The 20,915-nt window shown below is 70.5% G+C and carries 20 protein-coding genes and 1 tRNA gene; 7 read left to right on the top strand and 14 right to left on the bottom strand.

The window, feature by feature from the left end:
- Positions 1-62: 62 nt before the first annotated feature.
- The 5 genes from DDQ50_RS07820 to DDQ50_RS07800 form a co-directional block, all read right to left on the bottom strand.
- Complete coding sequence (locus tag DDQ50_RS07820) at positions 63-629, bottom strand: LemA family protein (protein ID WP_116756216.1); 567 nt, start codon at positions 627-629, stop codon at positions 63-65.
- 92 nt (positions 630-721) lie between these two features.
- The gene (locus tag DDQ50_RS07815) at positions 722-2,044 is read right to left on the bottom strand and encodes a D-arabinono-1,4-lactone oxidase (RefSeq protein WP_240614299.1); all 1,323 of its coding nucleotides are present in this window, start codon (positions 2,042-2,044) and stop codon (positions 722-724) included.
- Positions 2,041-3,282, bottom strand: coding sequence for an alanine racemase (locus DDQ50_RS07810; RefSeq protein ID WP_116756215.1), 1,242 nt, complete (start codon positions 3,280-3,282; stop codon positions 2,041-2,043). Before DDQ50_RS07810 ends, DDQ50_RS07815 begins: the two co-directional genes overlap by 4 nt.
- On the bottom strand, positions 3,282-4,508 hold the full coding sequence (locus tag DDQ50_RS07805; protein WP_240614298.1) for an MFS transporter: 1,227 nt from the start codon (positions 4,506-4,508) through the stop codon (positions 3,282-3,284). The genes DDQ50_RS07810 and DDQ50_RS07805 overlap by 1 nt, the downstream gene beginning before the upstream one ends.
- On the bottom strand, positions 4,505-5,080 hold the full coding sequence (locus DDQ50_RS07800; protein WP_165829745.1) for a TetR/AcrR family transcriptional regulator: 576 nt from the start codon (positions 5,078-5,080) through the stop codon (positions 4,505-4,507). Before DDQ50_RS07800 ends, DDQ50_RS07805 begins: the two co-directional genes overlap by 4 nt.
- Before the next feature lie 226 nt (positions 5,081-5,306).
- Between DDQ50_RS07800 and DDQ50_RS07795 the strand changes: the two genes are divergently transcribed.
- A complete protein-coding gene (locus DDQ50_RS07795; RefSeq protein ID WP_116756213.1) occupies positions 5,307-7,490 on the top strand; it encodes a hypothetical protein in 2,184 nt (727 codons plus the stop codon).
- Positions 7,491-7,543: 53 nt separating this feature from the next.
- Here the strand turns inward: DDQ50_RS07795 and DDQ50_RS07790 are convergent.
- The 6 genes from DDQ50_RS07790 to eno form a co-directional block, all read right to left on the bottom strand.
- A tRNA-Leu gene (locus tag DDQ50_RS07790) sits at positions 7,544-7,620 on the bottom strand.
- Positions 7,621-7,664: 44 nt separating this feature from the next.
- A complete protein-coding gene (locus DDQ50_RS07785) occupies positions 7,665-9,080 on the bottom strand; it encodes an NAD(P)/FAD-dependent oxidoreductase (protein WP_116756212.1) in 1,416 nt (471 codons plus the stop codon).
- Positions 9,081-9,134: 54 nt separating this feature from the next.
- A complete protein-coding gene (locus tag DDQ50_RS07780) occupies positions 9,135-10,433 on the bottom strand; it encodes a S8 family peptidase (protein ID WP_116756211.1) in 1,299 nt (432 codons plus the stop codon).
- A complete protein-coding gene (locus DDQ50_RS07775) occupies positions 10,411-10,920 on the bottom strand; it encodes a DUF501 domain-containing protein (RefSeq protein ID WP_116756210.1) in 510 nt (169 codons plus the stop codon). Before DDQ50_RS07775 ends, DDQ50_RS07780 begins: the two co-directional genes overlap by 23 nt.
- A 10-nt stretch (positions 10,921-10,930) precedes the next feature.
- Positions 10,931-11,449: an FtsB family cell division protein gene (locus DDQ50_RS07770; protein WP_116756209.1), complete on the bottom strand. Its 519-nt coding sequence runs from the start codon at positions 11,447-11,449 to the stop codon at positions 10,931-10,933.
- 29 nt (positions 11,450-11,478) lie between these two features.
- A complete protein-coding gene (eno, locus tag DDQ50_RS07765; RefSeq protein WP_116756208.1) occupies positions 11,479-12,759 on the bottom strand; it encodes a phosphopyruvate hydratase in 1,281 nt (426 codons plus the stop codon).
- A gap of 106 nt (positions 12,760-12,865) precedes the next feature.
- Here eno and DDQ50_RS07760 point away from each other — a divergent pair, with 106 nt between their 5' ends.
- Entirely contained in the window at positions 12,866-13,285 is a 420-nt protein-coding gene (locus tag DDQ50_RS07760; RefSeq protein WP_116756207.1) for an MmcQ/YjbR family DNA-binding protein, read from the top strand.
- A gap of 7 nt (positions 13,286-13,292) precedes the next feature.
- On the opposite strand, the gene hisS is transcribed toward DDQ50_RS07760, so the two are convergent.
- Positions 13,293-14,543: a histidine--tRNA ligase gene (gene hisS / locus DDQ50_RS07755; protein ID WP_116756206.1), complete on the bottom strand. Its 1,251-nt coding sequence runs from the start codon at positions 14,541-14,543 to the stop codon at positions 13,293-13,295.
- A gap of 182 nt (positions 14,544-14,725) precedes the next feature.
- Here hisS and DDQ50_RS07750 point away from each other — a divergent pair, with 182 nt between their 5' ends.
- Genes DDQ50_RS07750 through DDQ50_RS07740 form a run of 3 tightly spaced genes read left to right on the top strand, consistent with a single transcriptional unit; the run spans position 14,726 to position 17,285 of the window.
- Positions 14,726-15,688 (top strand): ABC transporter ATP-binding protein, encoded by a 963-nt coding sequence (locus DDQ50_RS07750; RefSeq protein ID WP_116756205.1) that lies wholly within the window; start codon positions 14,726-14,728, stop codon positions 15,686-15,688.
- Positions 15,685-16,731 (top strand): ABC transporter permease, encoded by a 1,047-nt coding sequence (locus tag DDQ50_RS07745; protein WP_205663609.1) that lies wholly within the window; start codon positions 15,685-15,687, stop codon positions 16,729-16,731. The genes DDQ50_RS07750 and DDQ50_RS07745 overlap by 4 nt, the downstream gene beginning before the upstream one ends.
- Complete coding sequence (locus DDQ50_RS07740) at positions 16,728-17,285, top strand: MOSC domain-containing protein (RefSeq protein WP_116756204.1); 558 nt, start codon at positions 16,728-16,730, stop codon at positions 17,283-17,285. The genes DDQ50_RS07745 and DDQ50_RS07740 overlap by 4 nt, the downstream gene beginning before the upstream one ends.
- A 104-nt stretch (positions 17,286-17,389) precedes the next feature.
- On the opposite strand, the gene DDQ50_RS07735 is transcribed toward DDQ50_RS07740, so the two are convergent.
- Both DDQ50_RS07735 and DDQ50_RS07730 read right to left on the bottom strand, forming a co-directional pair.
- Positions 17,390-18,031, bottom strand: a complete 642-nt coding sequence (locus DDQ50_RS07735) for a nucleoside triphosphate pyrophosphohydrolase (protein ID WP_240614297.1) — start codon at positions 18,029-18,031, stop codon at positions 17,390-17,392.
- Positions 18,028-18,555: a GNAT family N-acetyltransferase gene (locus tag DDQ50_RS07730; protein ID WP_116756203.1), complete on the bottom strand. Its 528-nt coding sequence runs from the start codon at positions 18,553-18,555 to the stop codon at positions 18,028-18,030. Before DDQ50_RS07730 ends, DDQ50_RS07735 begins: the two co-directional genes overlap by 4 nt.
- A gap of 120 nt (positions 18,556-18,675) precedes the next feature.
- Here DDQ50_RS07730 and nhaA point away from each other — a divergent pair, with 120 nt between their 5' ends.
- Entirely contained in the window at positions 18,676-19,827 is a 1,152-nt protein-coding gene (nhaA, locus tag DDQ50_RS07725; RefSeq protein WP_116756202.1) for a Na+/H+ antiporter NhaA, read from the top strand.
- A 113-nt stretch (positions 19,828-19,940) separates the two neighbouring features.
- Positions 19,941-20,858, top strand: coding sequence for a J domain-containing protein (locus tag DDQ50_RS07720; protein ID WP_116756201.1), 918 nt, complete (start codon positions 19,941-19,943; stop codon positions 20,856-20,858).
- Positions 20,859-20,915 lie beyond the last annotated feature (57 nt).

Below are 20,915 nucleotides of genomic sequence, written 5' to 3'. Positions count from 1 at the left end.
CACCGCGCAACATGCGCGGTCACTGGATGTCGACGGCGGGATCGCTGACGCGATCCGGGCCGTCAGAACTGCACGCGGGGCGGTTCGGCGATCGCGGCCGGCTCGGACACCTCGAAGAACTCGCGTTCGCTGAACCCCAGACGGCGGGCGAAGAGGTTGTTGGGGAACACCTTGATCTTCGTGTTCAGCTCGCGGACTCCGCCGTTGTAGAAGCGGCGCGAGGCCTGGATCTTATCCTCGGTATCGACGAGTTCGCTCTGCAGCTGCAGGAAGTTCTGGCTGGCCTGGAGCTGCGGGTACGCCTCGGCGACCGCGAAGATGCTCTTCAGGGCGGTCTGCATGTGGTCCTCGGCGACGGACGCCTGCGCCGGGGTGCTGGCGGAGATCGTCTCGGCACGGGCCTCGGTGACGGCCTCGAATACGCCGCGCTCGTGAGTGGCATACCCCTTGACCGATTCGATCAGATTGGGGATGAGGTCCGCTCGCCGCTTCAGCTGAACGGTGATGTCGCTCCACGCCTCATCGACCCGGACACCCAGGGTGACGAGCGAGTTGTACGTCGCCCACAGGTAGATGCCGACGATCACGACGAGGGCGACCACGATCAGAATCGGGATCAAGATCTCCATGCGGTCATCCTAACCAAGGGGCTCTTCGGTATCGGGAGACGCAAGGGCGGCTCCCAGGGAACTCAGGGTTGACAACAAGAGGCGTCGAGGCGTCATGAACCGAGGACGCCGTCGAGGTAGCTGTTGCGGAAGGTGCGATCCGGGTCGAGTCGATCGCGTAGAGCGACGAAGTCACCGAAGCGCTCGTAGCCGAGACGCAGGGAGTCCGCCTTCTGCGTGTGCAGCTTGCCCCAGTGCGGGCGTCCGCCCAGGGCGACGCAGATCTCCTCGACCGCCGCGAAGTACTCCTCGTACGGTTCGCCCACGTAGCGGTGCACCGCGATGTAGCCGCTCGCGCGGCCGTAGGCGGTCGACATCCAGAGCCGGTCCGCGGCTGAGAAGCGCAGCTCGACGGGGAACGAGATCCGCCACCCCCGCCTCTCGATGAGGGAGCGGATGCGCTGCATGGCCTCGGTGACGTTCTCGGCGGGCAGGGCGTACTCCTGCTCGACGAATCGCACGTTCCTGTTCGCGACGAAGACGCGGTGCGAGTGGTCGGAGTAGCCGCGCTGGGCGATGGTCCCGCTCGCGAGCCGGTTGATCCGCGGGATCAGATCGGGAGCCGCGCTCCCGATCCTGCAGAGCAGACCGAACACGGTGTTGCCGAGCAGTTCGTCGTCCCACCACTGCCGGATCCGCGACGGCGGGGTGATCGCACTGCCGGGAGCGAGCCGGGTGTTCGTCTTCACGAGGATCCGGCTGGTGTGCGGGAACCAGTACATGTCGAGATGGTCCACGAGCGATGCCCGCTCCGGCAGTCCCCCGAGCAGATCCTCGAAGGGCTCGTTGCGTTCCTCCGCGTGGAGGGGGAACGCGGGCACACAGCGAAGAGTGACCTCGACGAGGACCCCGAGCGCTCCGAGGCCCACCGCGACTCCCTCGAGCAGCTCGGGGTCGGTGTCGGCGTCGATGCGCAGCAGCTCCCCCGTCGCCGTGACCATGGCGAGTGCGACCACCTGGGTTGCGAGACCTCCGAAGCGCGCACCGCTTCCGTGAGTGCCTGTCGAGATCGCTCCGGCGATGGTCTGGTGGTCGATGTCGCCCAGATTCTCCATGGCCAGACCGTGGGGAGCCAGCAGCTTCGCGATCTCGTTCAGCGTGGTACCCGCGGCGAAGGTCGCATGGCGCCGGACGCTGTCGACGGACAGGAGCCCGGAGATATGGGACAGACTCAGCTGCACGTCCTCGGGGACCGCGATGGCGCTGAAGCTGTGCCCTGCCCCGATGGCCTTGACGCTGCCGCCCCGATCGGACACGGAGGCGACGACCTCCTGGAGCTCCTCGACCGACGCGGGCGCGGCGACGACGGGCGATGCCCTCTGATTGCGACCCCAATTGGTCCAGCCGATGCGTCGAGCGCTCGTCGTGGTCGTCACAGGAAGGCCTTCCCCTCGCCGCGGTAGGTGGGAACGACGTCGACGACGGTGTCGCCGTCGACGAGATGGAACGCCTCGATCCTCTCGCTGAGCTCCCCCGACTTCGCGTGCCGGAACCAGACCCGGTCGCCGACGCCGAGCGAGAACGCCGCTTCGCCCGCGAGCGGCGTCTGCACCTCGCCGGCCTGCTCGTGCTTCGCCATCGTGAGCCCCTCGGGCCAGACGACCCGCGGAAGCCGATCGGGACCGGGAGGACCCGACGCGATCCAGCCGCCGCCGAGCACGGTCGCACGGTCATTCGTCGGCTTGCGGACGACGCTCAACCCCCAGGACGCCGCCGGTGCCGGCTGGAATGCCGCGAAGCCGTCGAAGGTGTGACCTGCGAGCAGTCCGCTCCCCGCGGCGATGTCCGTGACGGAGCTGTCGGTCCGGGTGAGATGGAGCGAGCCCGTGCCTCCGCCGTTCACGAACTCGAGGTCGGCGACCGCCCGCACCGCGAGTACCGCCGCGGTCCGACGGTCCCGGATCTCGGCGAACGACCGGCGCTGCATGTCGCGCACGATGACGCCCCGCAGGCCGGCGCCGGGCGGCGAGTCCTGGAGGCCGGCGATCTGCGACTCGTAGGCCATCATCCCGACGAGCGCGAAACCCGGACGGGCGACGATCCGACCGGCGAGCTGCTCCGCCTGCTCAGCGGTGTGGACGGGAGAGCGCCAGACGCCCAGCCGGCCGAGGAGTCGCGAGTCGTAGGAGGCGTCGAGTTCGATGGCGACCCGCAGAGTCTCGCGCTGCGACGGGGCGACGACCGAATCGATGAAGTCGAGGTGCTCGACGGAGTCGACCATCAGGGTGACACGCGATGCGGCGACGGGGTCGGCGGCGAGCGCCGCGATCGCCGAGCGGTCCGCCGTCGGGTAGCCGACGACGACATCGTCGATCGTCGCGGAGAGCCAGATCGCCTCGGCGAGGGTGAAGGCCAGGACGCCGGCGTAGCCGGGCAGTGCGAGGACCGCGTCGAGCACGGAGCGGACCCGGATCGACTTCGACGCGACGCGGATCGGCACCCCGTCCGCGCGGTCCAGCATGTCGTAGGCGTTGTGCGCGAGCGCGTTCAGCTCGATGACGCCGACGGGGGCGTCGATTCCCGCGACAGCGCGCGTGATCCCACCCCAGTAGGCGGCCGGATCGTTCCAGGGCTGCACGCCCGGTCGCCTCAGCGGCGGCACTCCGTGCGACATCAGCGCACTCCTTTCACGCGGGACACCACGACGGCGCCCGCGATAGACAGAACGGCGGCGGCACCGAACACGGCGCCGAACCCGCCGGTGGCGGCGACCAGACCGGCCCCGACGAGGGGGCCCATGGCCTGCGGCACCGCCATCGCGACGTTCATGATGCCGAGGTCCTTGCCGCGCGACTCGGGATCGGGCAGCACCTGGGTGGCGAGGGCCTGATCGACCGAGAGGAAGCAGCCGTAGCCGAGCCCGAGCAGGGCACCGCCCACGAACGTCGTCGGCAGCGACGGCGAGACGATGAGCATGGCGGCCGCAACGCCCTGGAAGACGGCGGCGACGCCGACGAAGAGACGACGGCGGCCGAGCCTGTCGGACAGCATCCCCCCGAGGAACGTGGCCGCGATTAGGAAGACCAGATAGACGAGGCTCAGCAGGACGAGGTCGTCCTCCGCGTTCTCGTCGCCCAGACCGTAGAGCAGGAAGTAGAGCAGCAGGGTCGTGCCGAGGGCGTTGCCGAGGTTGACGAGCACGCGCCCCGCGAGGGTGAATGCGAAGTCGGGGTGCTGCCGGGGGTCGATCCACATGCCGGCGAGGAGCGAGTGGAGACTCGGGCGCGTGCGGATGGTCGACGGCTCGTCGGGGGTGGTCGCGACGAACGGGATGACGAGGACCACGAGCACCGCCGCCACCGCGAGATAGCCGTCGAGCACCCCGGTGAACACCTCGGTCACGAGGAGCAGGCCGAGGATGGTGCCGAGCGCCTGGGGTCCGCCGATCCACGCCGAGATGGTTCCGCGCCGGCTGACCGGGATCAGGTCGCCGATCAGGGCGGTGAGAGCGGAGGAGATGACGCAGAAGCCGACGAGGGTGATCGTCCAGGCGATGCCGATGCCCAGATAGTCGTGCTGGAACCCCAGGAGGACGAGCCCCGCGGCGAAGACCCCCGCCCCGATGACGATCCAGGTGCGGCGGCGGCCGAAGCGGGACCGGGTCAGGTCGCTCAACGCTCCGGCGACGGGGAATGCGATGAGGGCGAACAGCCCCGCGATTCCCGAGATGACTCCGAACGCGATGACGCTGTCGAGCCAGTCGCCGGGCGCCAGGCGGTCGATCTGGGCGGGCAGCAGCAGCTGGATCGGGGTCAGCTGCGCGAGCCAGACGCCCAGCCAGGCGACGCCGAAGAGAGGTGTCCAGCTGCGCGTCGTCCGCGGGGGGATCGTCTCGATCACGCCGGCACCGCCATCCCGCAGATCGACGCGGTCGCGACGGCCGCCATCCGCAGGGCCGCCTCGGTGTCGCGCGTCGCCAGCCAGGCGAGCGCGATGCCGTCGTTCATGGCCACGACGACCTGTGCGATCTCGTACGTCGGGCGGTCCCACCTGACGCCCGTCTCGACGACGATCCGTTCGGCCGCCTCCCAGTAGCGCTCGTACTGCCGCCGGGCGAGGGATTCGAGCCCCGGGGTCCGCAGCGCGTAGTGCATGAGCTCGAACATCGACAGCTCGACCTCCGGACGCTCCGCGAGCAGGCCGAGCGAGGCGCAGAAGCCGCGGTAGACGCGCTCCTCGACGCTCAGGCCTGACTCGGCGACCAGGGACTGCTCCCTGAATTCGCGGTCGAGCGTGCGCTCGATGACCTCGGCGAGGAGCGCATCGCGGGAGGGGAACACGTAGTGGAAGCTGGCGAGCGACATCCCCGCCTCCGCCGTGATCGCCCGTGTCGACGCCGCTGCGACGCCGTCCCGGGCGATCACTGCGGCCGCCGCGTCGAGGAGCACGCTCTTGCGGTCCAGCGCCGACATGCGACCCATCGGACTCCGATCGGAAAGCGGAGTGGGACGATCGTCCCACTCCGCACATTCTGGGGCCTCGGCGGCACGGTGACCAGTGTCGGCTCGCCGGAATGTTTGACATGTGCGCACGCCCCTGCGTCAATGGAAGGAGGTGTTTTCCGCTTTCCGCTCAGAACAGAGGCGCCCGTCCCGCCCGGGACGGGGCCGCATTCGGTGGTCCCTGACGCTCGTGCTGATGCTCGCTGGAGCCGGTGCGATCGTCCCCTTCGCCTCCGCACCGGCTGTCGCCGCCGGCGAGTCGACGCCGGTCCCCGAGACGCCGGCCGACACCGCGGAGCGGGCGCCTGCTCCCGCTCCCGCAGAGACGACCGCGCCCGATCCGCAGGAGTCCACGGAGCCGGACACCTCTCCCCGACCGGTTCCCTCGAGCGAGCCCGCGCCACCGACCGAGTCCCTGCCGAATCCCGGATCCGGCACCGCGCCGGAACTGACGATCGACCCGGTCGCCTCACCCGTCTCCCTGCCGCTCACCGTCACGGGGACCCGGTCCGCCGGTAGCGAGGTGCAGGTGCAGCTCGACGACGGATCGGGCGATCCGCTCTGCATCGTGCCCGCGGGTGACGACACCGCCTGGAGCTGTGTCGTCACCTCCCTGCCCGATGGGCCCGCGGTGCCCATCCGACTCGTCGCCCTCCTCAATGGAACCCAGACGGAGCGTTCGGCGACGGTCGCCTGGCTCGGCGCCCCGACCATCCAGCCGACGACCCAGGCGACGACCGCCGGCCAGGTGGGCGGCACGGCGTATCCCGGCGCCACCGTCACGGCCCGCATCGACGGCACAGACTCGACCTGCGTCGTGGTCGCTGACAGCTCAGGGCTGTGGACCTGCGTGTGGGGCGGAACCCTGACGACGGGCAGCTATTCGGTCTCGGCCACGCAGACCGCCGACTTCTACGGCACCTCGACTCCCAGCGCTCCCGTCACCCTGCTCATCGACCGCGACGCCCCCTCGTCGCCGACGATCACCTCTCCGACGTCCGGTGCCCGCATTCCGACGTCGAAGGCGCGCATCGCCGGCACCGGGGACGACGGCAACAGCGTGCTCGTGTTCGCGGGGATCCAGCCCGTCTGCCAGGCGGCGGTTTCGCGGGGAGTCTGGTCGTGCGAGGGTGCACCCATTCCCGAGGGTCGCGCCGACCTCACCGCGATCCAGCTCGACCCCGCCGGTAACGCGAGCGCCGCCAGTCCCGCGGTCCCGGTGCGGTTCGCCTCCGATGCCCCCGCGTCGACTCCGACCCCTTCGGCCTCGGCCGGCACGACCGCACCGGCTCCCTCCTCCGGCGGGGCCACCGGCACGGACTCCGGAGCCGGAGGCGGATCAGGGACCGGATCGCCGTCAGCTTCCGGCCCCGGCGGAGCGGCCGGTGGACCGACCGGCAGGGCGACGGTCCCCACCTGGGTATCGAACCTGCTCGTGCCGACCGCCTACGGGTCGGCGCTGGCCCCGATGAGCGGCGCGGTCGCGACGAGCCTGATCGCCGGCCTCGGCCTGTCGACCGCGACGATCGGGCTGGCGTTCGTGCCGGGACTCGTCGGCTTCCGCACCATGAGCGGCCGGATGCGCGCGCTCCCCTCCTTCACCGGACGCAACCGGTCGAGGATCGACAGCGCACGGGCACGCCCGTGGCCGACCGTCAGCCGATGGACGGTGGCGACTCTGTCGCTGCTGGTCGCCGCTGTGCTCGCGGTGCTCTCGCAACCGGTGCTCGCCCAGTCGAACTACCTGAGGCTCGGCGCCGCCGTCCTTGCGGGACTGGCCGTCGTCAACCTGGTCGGCACCGCCCTCGTGCTCATCGTGGCGCGCAGGCTCTTCCGCGTTCCCGTGCGCGTGGTTCCCCGTCCGCGACTGCTGGGCGTCAGTGCACTGGCGGCCGTGGTGACCCGTGTCTTCGGCCTCACCCCTCCCCTGGCCTTCGGGCAGGTGCTCGGCGGAGCATTCGACACCATCGCCACCGTCCGCGCACGCAGCGGCGTCGCACTCGCACGCGCGGCGACGCTCGGGGCGCTCTCCATCGGGGCGTGGACCGGATACAGCCTCGTCGGGGCCTCGTCCGCGGGCGACCTCTTCCTCAGCGAGCTCGCCGCAACCGTCACCTTCGCGGCTGCCGGGGCGGCGGCGATCTCGTTGCTCCCGCTCGGCGGGTCCCCCGGCTCCGATCTGCTCGCCCACTCCCGAGCCATCTGGGCCGCCACGACCATCGGAGCCTGGACGCTGCTGTTCACCGTGCTCATCTCCGCGAGCGAGATCGCGGGGAACCCCGGAGTCGTCGTCGCCGCGCTCGTCGCGCTGGGCGTCGGCGCGGTCGGTGCCGCATCATGGCTGTGGGTCCGCTACGTGGAGCCGGCCCTCAATCACTGACCCGACGTACGGCAGGGCGCAGCGCAGCGAGCGAACCCGGGCACCCCGACTACTGGTGCCCCCACGGAGATTCGAACTCCGACTGAAACGATTTTAAGTCGTCTGCCTCTGCCGATTGGGCTATGGGGGCGGTCGCCGGCTGGAAAGCTCGCGAAGCGACCGCCGAGCAATCGCCTACTTCTTGACGGCTACCGGCTCGTTCTGCGCGGGGGTGGTCGACCCCTTTCCGGGCAGCGGAGCGTTGGCCGCCTTGGCAGGAGCCTCGTCGGCGGCGGGCTTGGGTCGTGACGCGAACGCCTCGAAGCCGGCGCGCGGGTGCTCGCGAGCCTCGATCGACACGATGTCGCGACCGAGGATGACGTTGAACACCCAGTTGCCGATGACGCGGATCTTGCGCTCCCAGGTGGGCATCGCCAGGCCGTGGTAGCCGCGGTGCATGATCCAGGCGACGAAACCGGTGATGCCGATCTTGCCCGACTGGAAGGCGCCGTAGCCGGGGCCGAGACCAGCGACGGCGCCGAGGTTCTCGTGGTAGTAGTCCTTGGGCAGCTCGCCGCGCACCGTCGCGGTGATGTTCTTCGCGAGCTGCTTTCCCTGACGCACCGCGTGCTGGGCGTTGGGGACGCAGTAGCCGCCCACGCCCTTGCCGGTCAGGTCGGGCACTGCCGAGACGTCACCGGCACCCCACGCGTCGGCCACGATGCCGTTGTCGTCCTCGACGCGGAGGTCGGCGCGGACGCGGAGACGACCGCGCTCTTCGAGCGGAAGGTCGGTGTTGCGCAGCATCGGAGTCGCCATGACACCGGCGGTCCAGACGATGACATCGCTCTCGAAGCTCTCGCCGGTGGAGAGTTCGATGACTCCCCCGACTGCCGACTTGAGCTGGGTGTCGAGGTGCACCTCGGCCCCGCGCTGGGCGAGGTTCTTGAGGACCCAGTGGCTGGTCTTGAGCGAGACCTCGGGCATGATCCGCCCCATGGCCTCGATGAGGTGGAAGCGGGTGTCGTCGAAGGAGATCTGGGGGTACTTCTTGACCAGGTCGCTGGCGAGCGAGCGCATCTCGGCGAACACCTCGATGCCGGCGAAGCCTCCGCCGACCACCACGAAGGTGAGCAGGCGATCGCGCTCGGGTCCGGCGGGCAGCGTCGCCGCCTTGTCGAAATTGGTCATGATGCGGTCGCGGATGGCGACGGCCTCTTCGATGGCCTTGAGGCCGATCGCGTTGTCGGCGACGCCGGGGATCGGGAACGTGCGGCTGACCGATCCGGCGGTGACGACGATGATGTCGTAGCTGGTCTCCCACGGCTCGCCGACCTCGGGCGTGATCGTCGCGGTCTTCGACGCGTGGTCGATCTTGGTGACGCGCGCGGTGACGACGGTGGTCTTCTTCAGGTGACGGCGCAGGGCGACGAGTGCGTGGCGCGGCTCGACGTTGCCGCCGACGACCTCGGGCAGGAAGGGCTGGTACGTCATGTACGGCAGAGGGTCGACGACCATGACCTCGGCTTCGCCCTTGTTGAGCTGCTTCTCGAGCTTCCACGCTGTGTAGAAGCCGGCGTAGCCGCCGCCGACGATCAGGATCTTGGGCACCGTGGACGTCTCCAGTTGTGTGTGTTAAGGCAGGAATACAACAAATAAAGGGTACTACCTGGCGCGACGCCGCCTGTTCGCGCGCGCCGCTCCCCAGACGGTCGTGACGAACAGCCCGCCGAAGACGACGATGACGGCCGCGGGGAGGACCACGTCGGTCAGGTCGGAGGTGCGGGGCAGCACCTGGCGCAGCCACACCGGCAGGACGTCGAGCGGGCCGGCCGGCGCGCGCGGAACGGGCACCGGGGTGGCGGGTGCCTGCGTGGTCGGGGCGGTCGTCGGCGCGTCCGAGCGACGGTAGATCCGAATCCACTCCGCGAGGTCGTACGGCTTGGCCAGCGGGTTGGAGTCGACTGCTGCGACCTCGGCGGTGACCGCCGCGCCGGCGTCGACGAGTCCGTAGCCGTAGATGGGACCGGGCACGGGGTCGCCCTTCGGCTGCGCCGTGGAGATGAGCCGCTGGATGACGTTGTCCGCGTCGAGCTCGGGGTGGGCGGCACGGATGAGGGCGACGATGCCCGAGACGATCGGGGCGGCGCCGCTCGTGCCCGACCAGTAGAGGTCCTGGCCGTCGGGGTCGACGCCGACGAGCTCCTCGCTGGGGGCGGCGACCGCGAGGGTGACGCCCTGACTGGATGCGTCGAAGCTGGCCTCGCCGTCCCTGTCGACACCCGCGACCGCGACGACACCGGGGATGGTCGCGGGAGCTCCCACCTCCACGGTGCCCGCACCGCGGTTGCCCGCTGCGGCCACGATGACGACGTCGTGCTCGAAGGCGTAGAGGAAGGCGTCGTCCCAGCTCTCGGGCCAGGTGAGGGTGTTGGTGGTGAGCGACATGTTGATGACGGTCGCCCCATTGTCGACGGCCCAGCGCACCGCGCCGGCGATCTGATCGCCCGTCGAGACGGTCGTCCCTTCGCCGAAAGCGACCGAGATCGAAAGCAGCTCCGCCTGGGGCGCCACCCCGATGACCCCGGATCCGGGCCCGTCACCGCGGCCGGCGAGGATCGATCCGACGAGAGTCCCGTGACCGGAGTCCTCACCCACGGGGGTGCGGCCGTCGGCAGAACCGAGACCCGACATGTCGGTCCCGCCGACGACGGCGCCGGCCAGTTCGGGGACGGTTCCGATCCCGGTGTCGATGACCGCGATCCGCTGCCCCGCACCCTGGGTGACCTGCCAGGCCGACTCGATGCCGTAGTCGCTCAGCCAGTACTCGAGGTCTCGCACGAAGTCGGCTCGGGCCGGCACCGCTCCCCCGAGGGCCATGGCGAGTCCGACCCCCGCGGCGACGACGGCGACGAGCAGTCGACGGGGCGACCGCCGCTGGTCAGTCGAGCGCGCGCGGCGCATCTGCTTCGGGGGTCCAATCGGCCAGTTCGAGGGCGATGTCGCCGATCGGGTTGATCCCCGGTCCGGCCGCGAGCGAGTGCGCCGCGAGGGCGTGCAGGCACTTCACCCGGACCGGCATGCCGCCCGCGCTGATGCCGGCCAGCTCGGGGACGACCTCGATGCTGTCGCGATCGGCCAGGTACGCCTCATGGGCGCGCGCGTAGGCCTCGCGCAGCTCGGGCTCGGCCTGCAGGCGGTCGTTGAGCTCGCGCATCACACCGTCGGCCTCGAGGGCCGAGATCGCGGCCGTGGCCGCGGGGTGGCTCAGGTAGTACAGCGTCGGGAACGGGGTCCCGTCTCCGAGCCGAGGGGCGGTGGCGACCACCGTCGGCTCCCCGGCCGCCGTGCGCGCCGCGATGCCGAGCACATCACGGGCGGGCCGTCCGAGCTGCGCCGAGACCTCGGCGATGTCGGCCTGTTCGGGAGCGGGGAACGGGGGTCTGGTCATGGCGGTGCCTCTACTGGGCGGTCTCGGGGGCGGGGGCATCGGTGAGGCCGGCAGCGAGGTACGAGGACAGCAGCGATGCCGTCCAGTCGACCTTCGTCTCACTGAGCGTGGTGGCGGCGGGCGCCGCCGTGCCATCCGTCGTCGACGGTACGTCGTCGATGATCAGGTAGGGGTACTCCCCCGGCATGACGTAGAAGAGCCGGTCGCGCGCCTGCGCGCGGATGTAGGCGGGGTCGTCCCAGCGCGCCCGCTCCTCCTGCAGCTGGGTCACGTTGTCGCGCTGCGCCGCCACCGATGCCTCGAGGTCGGCGATCTGCCGCCGCTGCTCGATGAGGGTGCGCAGCCCGGGAGCGAGCACCACGAGGAACAGGACGATGATCGCGAGGACGAGGATCGAGAACCCGGACAGCCGGATACTCCGGAGCCAGGCATGCGACTGCGACTCGTCGGGGAGGGCGACCGGCACGCGGATGCGGCGCGGCGACCTCCCCGACGTCGAAGTCGTGGTCGTGCCGGTGCTCGTGGGCATCGTCTGCAGCCCCCTCGAGCCAGCTGGAATCAGGCGGTGTACCGGGGGAACGCGCTGCGACCCGCGTAGACCGCTGCGGTGTCGAGTTCCTCCTCGATCCTCAGCAGCTCATTGTATTTGGCGACCCGCTCGCTGCGAGCGGGCGCGCCGGTCTTGATCTGGCCGCAGTCGGTCGCGACGGCGAGGTGCGCGATGGTGACGTCCTCGGTCTCGCCGGAGCGGTGCGAGAGGATCGCCGTGTAGCCGCTGCGCTGCGCCAGCGACACCGCGTCGAGCGTCTCGGTGAGCGTGCCGATCTGGTTGACCTTGACGAGGATCGAGTTGGCGATGTCCTCGTCGATGCCGCGCTGGAGGCGGGTCGGGTTGGTGACGAAGAGGTCGTCGCCGACGATCTGGACCTTGTCGCCGAGCTCGGCGGTGAGGGCCGCGTAGCCCTCCCAGTCGTCCTCGGCGAGCGGGTCCTCGATGGTGACGAGCGGGAAGTTCGCGACGAGGTCGGCGAAGTAGGAGTTCATCTCGGCCGAGGTGCGTCCGACTCCCTCGAAGTTGTAGACGCCGTCGGAGAAGAACTCGGTGCTGGCGACATCGAGACCGAGCGCGATGTCGGTTCCGGGGGTGAAGCCGGCCTTCTCGATGGCCTCGAGCAGCAGGTCGAGCGCCTCGCGGTTGCTGGCGAGCTCGGGAGCGAAGCCGCCCTCGTCGCCGAGGCCGGTGGCGAGGCCCTTCGACTTCAGCAGCGACTTGAGCGTGTGGTAGGTCTCGACGCCCCAGCGGAGGCCCTCGGAGAACGTCTCGGCGCCGTGCGGCACGAGGAAGAATTCCTGGATATCGACGCCGGTGTCGGCGTGGGCGCCGCCGTTGATGACGTTGAGCAGCGGCACGGGGAGGATGTGCGCGTTGGGTCCGCCGATGTAGCGGAAGAGCGGCAGGTCAGCGGAGTCGGCGGCGGCGCGTGCGGTCGCGAGGCTGACCCCGAGCAGTGCGTTGGCGCCGAGGCGACCCTTGTTCTCGGTGCCGTCGAGGGCGATGAGCGTGGCGTCGACGACGCGCTGGTCGGTCGCGTCCAGCCCTTCGACCGCGGGGCCGATCTCGTCGAGGACGGCGTCGACGGCCTTGCGGACACCCTTGCCGAAGTAGCGGCCCTTGTCACCGTCGCGGAGCTCGTAGGCCTCGAACGCGCCGGTGGATGCACCGGAGGGGACGGCGGCGCGGGAGACCGTTCCGTCTTCGAGGAGAACCTCGACCTCGACGGTCGGGTTGCCTCGGGAGTCCAGAATCTCGCGTGCTCCGACTGCCTCGATTGCGGCCACGGTTACTCCTCAGGAATGCTTCGATGGTGATGCCGGCGCAGGGAGCGCGCGACGCATTCATCCTAACGAGACGCTTCGACCGCCTCCGAACAGGGCAGGTGAACAGATGGCAGAGCCGCATCCGATCATGTTCCGCGACGACGACTTCGGCCTCGACGAGGTCCGGAGCATCGCGCTCGCCTTCCCCGGCGCGGTGGAGACCGTCTCGCACGGCAGGCCGTGGTTCAGAACGACCACCGGGTTCGCGGTGTTCGGCGGCGGAACCCGCGGACCCGACAAGAGGCGTTACCCGAGCGCGGTCCTCGTCAAGGTCGAGGAGGGGCACAAGGTGCCGCTGCTCGCGGATCCCCGGTTCTTCGACCCCGCCTACCTCGGCGCCGGAGGCTGGGTCGGACTCGATCTGACGGCCGCCGACGTCGACTGGCAGGAGGTCGCCGAACTGGTCGACGAATCCTTCCGCCTCACCGCGCCGAAGAAGCTCGTCCGGCGACTCGACGACGAGGGCGGCCCGGCCGACCGCCGCTGACGCCTCCTCAGCCGAGGGTGCGGATGTCTCCGACGGAGCCGTCGGCTGCGACCGTCGCGAAGTGGGTCCAGCCCGACGCGGCCGCGGTCTCGAGCAGCGGCTTGAGGTTGCGGGGTCGCCGTTCGAGACGGACGCGGTCGTGTTCGGCGGCGAGCCTCGTCTTGGTCGCGACGAGCAGCGCCGGATCCGTGTCCGGGTCGTAGACGAGCACCAGGCCGCCGTGACCTGCGAGCGCATCGGCGGGCAGGAGCTCGAGGATGCGCTCGAAGCCGATCGAGAACCCGACCGCCGGCACGTCGGTGCCCAGGAACCGGCCGATCATGCCGTCGTAGCGTCCGCCGCCCGCGACGGAGCTGCCGGAACCGGGGTGCGCGATCTCGAAGATCGTTCCCGTGTAGTACCCCATCCCGCGCACGAGGGTCGGATCGAAGACGACCTCGGCGCTCGGCACCGCATCGCGGAGGGCCAGGAGGTGCGTGTACGCCTCGCGGTCCAGCCATGCGGGCGGCGGGGCGACACCGTCGAGCAGGTGCCAGCCCGCGGACACGATCGAGTTCAGCGAATCGGCGATGCCGTCGGTGTCGATGCCGAAGCCGCCGAGCTCGGCGACGACGCCGTCGACGCCGACCTTGTCGAGTTTGTCGATCGTGATGAGTGCCCGCTCCCCCAGGTGCTGCGGGATTCCCCACGAGGCGAGGAGCCCGGCGAGGATGCGGCGGTCGTTGACCCGCACGCTCGCGCCCTCGAGGCCGAGTGCGTCGAGAGCGGCGGTGGTCGCGGTGATCAGCTCGACCTCGGCGAGAGCTGTCGCGTCGCCGATGATGTCGATGTCGCACTGGACGAACTGGCGGTAACGCCCCTTCTGCGGACGCTCGGCCCGCCACACCGACCCGGTCTGGAGGGCACGGAAGACGGTGGGCAGCTCGGCGCGGTGGCTCGCGTAGAAGCGGGCGAGCGGGACGGTGAGGTCGTAGCGCAACCCCAGGTCGGCGAGGAGGAGCGGATCCTCCGCGTCGGTCGCCGCCGCGAGATCGTCACGGTCGATGCCCCGCTTCAGGATGCTGAAGGACAGTTTCTCGTTGTCCCCGCCGAGCCCCGAGTGCAGTCGATCGAAGTCCTCGACGACAGGGGTCTCGATCTCGTCGAAGCCGTGCCGCGCGTAGACGCCCTTGATGACCGCGAGCGCGCGCTCACGTCGTGCCTTGTCGGCGGGGAGGAAGTCGCGCATGCCGCGGGGCGGGTTGATCTGGGAAGCCACGGGAAGGATTCTCCCATCCCACCGCGTCGCCGGATGGCCGGAGCGTGCGCACATCGGCCGCACAGTGCACCGGCGGCACCGTGCACCGGCGGGACCGGGCACCGGCAGGAGCGGGTGCCGGCGACGCGCGGGCGGGAGCGCCGACCCGCGATGCCGGACGAGCCAGCCGATAGCGTGGACTGATGACCGACACCGGAATCGACGTCATCGGGGTCGCCCGGAGTTTCGGGGCGGTGCACGCCGTCCGTGATGCGACCTTCAGCGCCCCCGCGGGAGCGGTGACCGCTCTCATCGGACCGAACGGGTCGGGCAAGACGACGCTCATGCTGATGCTCGCCTCGCTCCTGACCCCCGACTCGGGCAGCATCCGCATCGCCGGACAGGACCCCGTGGCCGACCCCCGTGCGGTCCGCGCGGCGATGGGCTGGATGCCCGACGTGCTCGGATCGTGGGCGACCCTCTCGGTGCGCGCGACGCTCGAGATCACCGGCCGCCTGCACGGACTGTCGAAGCCCGCGTCAGCGGCGCGAGCCGAGGAGCTGATCGATCTCGTCGGTCTCGAGCCGCTCGCCCAGCAGCCGACGAGGGTGCTCTCCCGGGGGCAGAAGCAGAAGCTCAGCCTTGCGCGCTCTCTCGTGCACGACCCGCGCGTGCTGCTGCTCGACGAGCCAGCGAGCGGTCTCGACCCGTCGGCGCGCGCCGAGCTGCGCATCCTCGTGCGTCGCCTCGCCGACGAGGGGCGCTGCCTGCTCGTCTCCAGCCACGTCCTGTCCGAACTCGACGAGATGGCCGACAGCGCCGTCTACATCGAGGCGGGGGCCTCGGTCAGTGCCGAGCGCATCGGGCGCGCCAAGGCGAGCCTGCGCCAGTGGCGGGTCCGTGCGCTCGACGCATCCGCCGTCCCGGCCGCCGTCGAGGCGGCCGGCGTCGAGCGGGACCGGATCGGCCGCGACCACCTCGGCACCCTCGTGTCCGTCGAATCCGAGGCCGAGGCCGCGTCGGTGCTGACGAAGCTCGTCGGCGCCGGGCTCGCGATCAGCTCGTTCGCACCCGTCGTCGGCGATCTCGAGCACACCTACCTCGACCTCAGCAGGGGCGCCGTGCCCGCCCAGCCGGTCATCGACGGGACGGAGGACCTCTCGTGAACGCCTTCCTCACGGGCGTCGGCGTCGTCGTGGCCCTCGAGCTGCGGCAGCGGGTCCGGACGACCGCCTGGTACATCCTGCTCGGCGTCTTCTTCGTCGTAGTCGGACTCGTGACCCTCCTCCTCACCTTCGCCCTCGGCGGCTTCCTGGGCGACGCGGGCGGAGGCGTACTGTCGACGATCGTCTACTTCGTGCTCCTCCTCGGCACCCTCGTCACCCCTGCTCTGAGCGGCAACGCGATCAACGGCGACCGCGCCGACGGCACGCTCGCGACTACGCAGGTGACCCAGATCGGCACCGGGCAGCTCGTGCTCGGCAAATTCCTCGCCGCCTGGGTGAGCGCGCTCGCGTTCCTCGTCGTCGGGGCCCCGTTCATCGCCGTCAGCGTCATCATCGGCGGCGTCAGCCTCGACACGGCGCTCGTGTCGATCCTCGTGCTCGCGTTCGAGCTGGGTGTCGTCGCCGCGATCGGGGTGGGACTGTCCGGCCTGCTTGCCCGCCCGCTGTTCTCGATCGTGGTCACCTACCTCGCCGTCGCGGCGCTCAGCGTCGGCACGCTCATCGTGTTCTCGCTTGCAGGCATCGCGACGCAGAGCACCGTCACATCCGAGAGCCGATACCCCGAGTACATGGGCGTCGGCGACGACGACCTGGTGTGCAGCGACTGGGAGACGAGCACCTACTCGATCCCCCGCTTCGACCCGTACTGGGGCGTCCTCGTCGCCAACCCGTACGTGCTGCTCGCCGACGCGACTCCCACCCACTTCGATCGGAGCGGCACCCCCGACGACCTGTTCGGCTTCGTCAAGGTGGCGGTGCGGCAGGCGCAGATCGCTCCCGATCTGAACTCGGTCTACGACGGGTGCACCGAGGAGGGCATCTCCGATTTCCAGACCTCGCGCGAGATCATCGAGAGCACGGTGCCCGGGTGGTTCGTGGGCGCCGCCATCCACCTCGTACTCGCCGCCACTGCACTCACCGCGGGATGGTCCGCCACGCGCACGCCCGCACGCCGCCTGCCGAAGGGATCCCGCATCGCATGACCTCCCCCGCTCCCCTCCTCGGCGAGGTCGTGTCCGTCTCACTCGACGGCCGCCACCGGTTCAGCAAGCAGCGCGCCGACGAGATCCGGCTCCTTCCCGGCCTCGGCGTCGAGGGCGACGCGCACGCCGGCGCGACCGTGCAGCACCTCTCCGATCGACGACGCGACCCGTCGCGCGCCAACCTGCGACAGGTGCATCTCATCCATTCCGAGCTGTTCGACGAGGTGGCGGAACACGGCTACGAGGTCGAACCGGGCGGGATGGGCGAGAACGTCACGACCCGCGGACTCGATCTGCTCGGCCTCCCGACCGGCACCGTCCTGCGCTTCGGCGAGGAGGCGTCGGTCGAGCTGACGGGGCTGCGCAACCCGTGCTCGCAGATCAACGGGCTCGCCCCCGGCCTCATGGCCGAGATGGTGTTCCGCGGTGACGACGGGGTCGTGGTCCGGAAGTCGGGCGTCATGGCGGTGGTTCTCACCGAGGGCGTCATCCGGCCGGGGGACCCCATCGAGGTCGTGCTGCCCGCGGTCGCGACCCCGCTCGCCCCGGTCTGATCCGCCGCCCGGCACGTATCAAGGACTTCGGGGCCGGAGAGTTACGGAAACGGGCGGATCCAGGCCCTTCGGCGCCTCGAACGCCGTGATTCCTGCAGCGGGCCTCAGTGAAGCGGCGGCGCTGAGGATTCCGCCGCACGGACATCGGCCTCGAGCGCGCGCAATGCGGTGCGGAGAGCCCGCTCGGCATCCCAGCCGTTGGCACGAGCCGTCACGGCGAGGCCGAGCAGCTGACGCCCCAGCGCGGCCTCGTCGGCGGCGGCCGACGGCGTCGGCTCCGGTTCGACGCCCAGGGGCGCCGCCCGGCCGAGCATCTTGCCGGCGAGCGCGAGACTCGGCATCGCTCTCGGGATGCCGTCGAGGACGCTCGTACGGGTCGATTTCTCGCGCTTCTTGATCGCGTCCCACTGCAGGGTGATCTCCTCCGTGGTCGTCGCATCCGACTCGGCGAAGACGTGCGGATGACGCAGCCGCATTTTCTCGGCGGTCGCGGCAGCGACATCGTCGATGTCGAATCCCTCCCCGGCCGTCGACGCGGCGAGGTCGGCGTGGAAGAGCACCTGGTAGAGCACGTCGCCGAGCTCCTCGCGCATGCCCGGCACGTCGTGCAGCTCGATCGCCTCGACGAGCTCCGCGCTCTCCTCGATCAGGTAGGGGACCAGCGACTCGTGGGTCTGCTCGGCGTCCCAGGCGCACTCGCGGCGCAGCCGGTGCATGACGGCGACGAGCTCCTCCAGTCCGCTCACGCTGCCGGCCCCTCGCGGCCGGCGACAGGTGCGGCCAGGAGCGCGACGACGACCTCGCCGCCCTTCGTCGGCTGCTCGCCGACGCGCTCGAAGCCCATGCGGGCGTGGAAGGCGAGGGACTGCGGGTTCGGCGGCTCGATGTTGACCTCGCAGGTCACCTCGGCTCGGCCGTCACCGGCGGCCCGATCGAAGACGGCGTCGTACAGCCGACGGCCGAGACCGGAACCGCGGGCCCCCTCGCCGATCACGATGCGGTCGATGTAGAGGAACGGCCTCGTCAGCTCGGCGGCCCGAGCCGAGAAGTAGACGTAGTTCTCGCTGTCGTAGTGCGCTCCGGGATCGACGGCGACGAGGAACCCGCGGACCGCACCGTCCTCCTCGGCGACGAGAGCGAGACTCGCGATGTCCACCAGACCCGCGATCTCGGACTCCGTGGCGAGCGGTACCGCCGGATACGCCGAGTTGTTCAGAGCCGTGACCTCGGGAAGGTCGGACTCGCGGAGGGGACGCAGGGTTGAGGTCACGGATCGACCCTATCCGCGAGCCGCAGTGCACCCGGTTTCCCTCAGGCGCGGCCGATAGGCTGGGTCCCGGTGAGCCGGGAAGCCTGGTCGGCAGACAGTCCGTCGACCCTCTGGAGCTCCATGCGCATCACCCGATCCGACCGCTTCTCCGCCTTCCTGCTGCTGGGCGCGGCCGCGTTGGCCCTCGTCATCGCGAACTCGCCGTTGGGCCCCGGGGCGCTCGCCCTGAGCGACGCCCACCTCGCCATCCCGGCGCTCGGCCTCGACCTCTCGATCTCGCATTGGATCAGCGACGGACTCCTCGCCGTCTTCTTCTTCCTCGTCGCCGTCGAGCTGAAGCACGAGCTCACCCGCGGCGAGCTGGCCAGCCCGGCGCGCGCCATCGCCCCCGCGATCGCCGCGTTCGGCGGTGTCGTCGTCCCCGCCGCCATCTTCCTCGCGGTGACGGCGGGCAGCGGGTACGAGGGCGGCTGGCCGATCCCGACCGCGACCGACATCGCCTTCGCGCTCGGCGTCCTCGCCGTCTTCGGCCGGGGTCTGCCGGGCCGGGTGCGCGCGTTCCTCCTCGCGCTCGCCGTGCTCGACGACCTCGTCGCCATCCTCATCATCGCCGTGTTCTTCACCCGCGATCCCCAGTTCGGCGCCCTGCTCGCCGCCGTCGTCGCGGTGGTCGCCTTCGGCCTGCTGAGTCGTCTTCTGCGCACCCGGATGCGTGTCCTCATCGCCGTCGCCATGGTGCTTCTGGCCGTGATCGCCTGGTACTTCGTTCTGCAGTCGGGAGTGCACGCGACGATCGCGGGAGTCGCGCTCGGTCTGGCGATGAAGCGCGACCCCGCCGGCAGGGTGCGGCACGCGCTCGAGCCGTTCTCGAACGCGATCATCCTGCCGGTGTTCGCCTTCTCCGCAGCTCTCGTGGCGTTCCCCGCGGTCTCGCCCGGCGAGCTGGCTCCGCCGTTCTGGGCGATCCTGATCGCCCTCCCGATCGGCAAGCTCCTCGGGGTCGTTCTCGCGGGCGGCGCCGTCAGCCTGGTCGCCCGACGCAGGTCCGGCGGCGGGCTCGAGGTCGGCGAGCTGGTCGCCGTCGCCGCGCTCGCCGGAATCGGCTTCACGGTCTCGCTCCTCATGAACGAACTCGCCTTCGCCCGGTCCCCCGAGGTGCAGGACGAGGGCACGCTCGCCGTGCTGATCGGCTCGGGTATCTCGATCCTGCTGTCCGCCGTCCTCGTGTCGCTGCTCGCCCGGAACCGACGCCGCCGGGCGATCCCGAACTGACACCGCCCGCTCGCCCACGGCGGAACTGAGCGGCCTTCTTCGACAGGGCCGGTAATGTCGTGGGCCGGATGCGCCTGAGCGGTTCGGGCCGACAGCGAGAGGAAGGGGACGGCATGAGCGACAGCCCGGCCTCCGCCTCGCCCTACGAGACGCTGGGCGTCGGCGCCTCCGCGTCCGACGACGAACTGCGCAAGGCCTACCGCCGACTCCTCCGCAGCACGCACCCCGACACCGGAGGCGACGCGGTCCGCTTCACCGCTGTTCAACTCGCCTGGGAGCAGATCGGCACCCCTGAGGCTCGGGCCGATTACGACAGAGGCGCCCGCCCCGGATCCACGAGTCGCAGCTGGGCGCCCGCTCCCCCGCGTCAGCCGGCCCAGCAGTCGCGTCCCACGGCCCGCTCCTACGGGCATCCCGGCGGATGGCGGCGGGAACGCTACCTGCGACTTATGCAGGAGTGGGTCGGCCGCGGGGTCGAGATCGAGGACCCGTACGCCGCCGAGCTCGTGCACAGCGCGCCCCGCGAACTCCGCCGCCTGCTCGCCGATGCACTGGCCGAGGAGAGCACGGCGCGGGCGCTCAGTTCGCTCGGAATCGGGTACACCGTCTGGCACGACGTGGCGACCGGCGACCCCGACGAGAAGATCGACCATGTCGTTCTCGGTCCGACGGGTCTGTTCGCGATCCTGTCCGAGGACTACGGCGGGCCGGTCAGAGCCCGCCGCGGCGAGCTGATCGGCGACGCGGTCGACGATGAGAAGCCGCGCGATGCGCTGGTGGGTCGTGCGAAGCGGCTCGCCCGCCGCAGCATGGTGAAGTTCAGCGGCATGCTGATCGTGCTCCCCGACGACCACCTGGCCGAGCCGATCGTGCCGCTCGGGTCGGCGAGCGGTGCCATCGTCGCCGCAGTGCGTCGGTCCGTGCTGCCCGCCCTTCTCCGCGACGGATTCGAGGGCGCCCGCCCCGTCGGCGGCACCGAGATCTTCGACCTCCGCAGCCGCCTGCAGGCCCGCATCACCCACGTCGAATAGGCCTCCCTGCACGAATCGGGGAGATCATCGGCGATTCCGCCCGAAATCGAGCCGGAC

Source organism: Amnibacterium flavum (genome assembly GCF_003097495.1).
GTDB lineage: Bacteria > Actinomycetota > Actinomycetes > Actinomycetales > Microbacteriaceae > Naasia > Naasia flava.
This window is presented reverse-complemented; position numbering and strand designations above follow the sequence as displayed.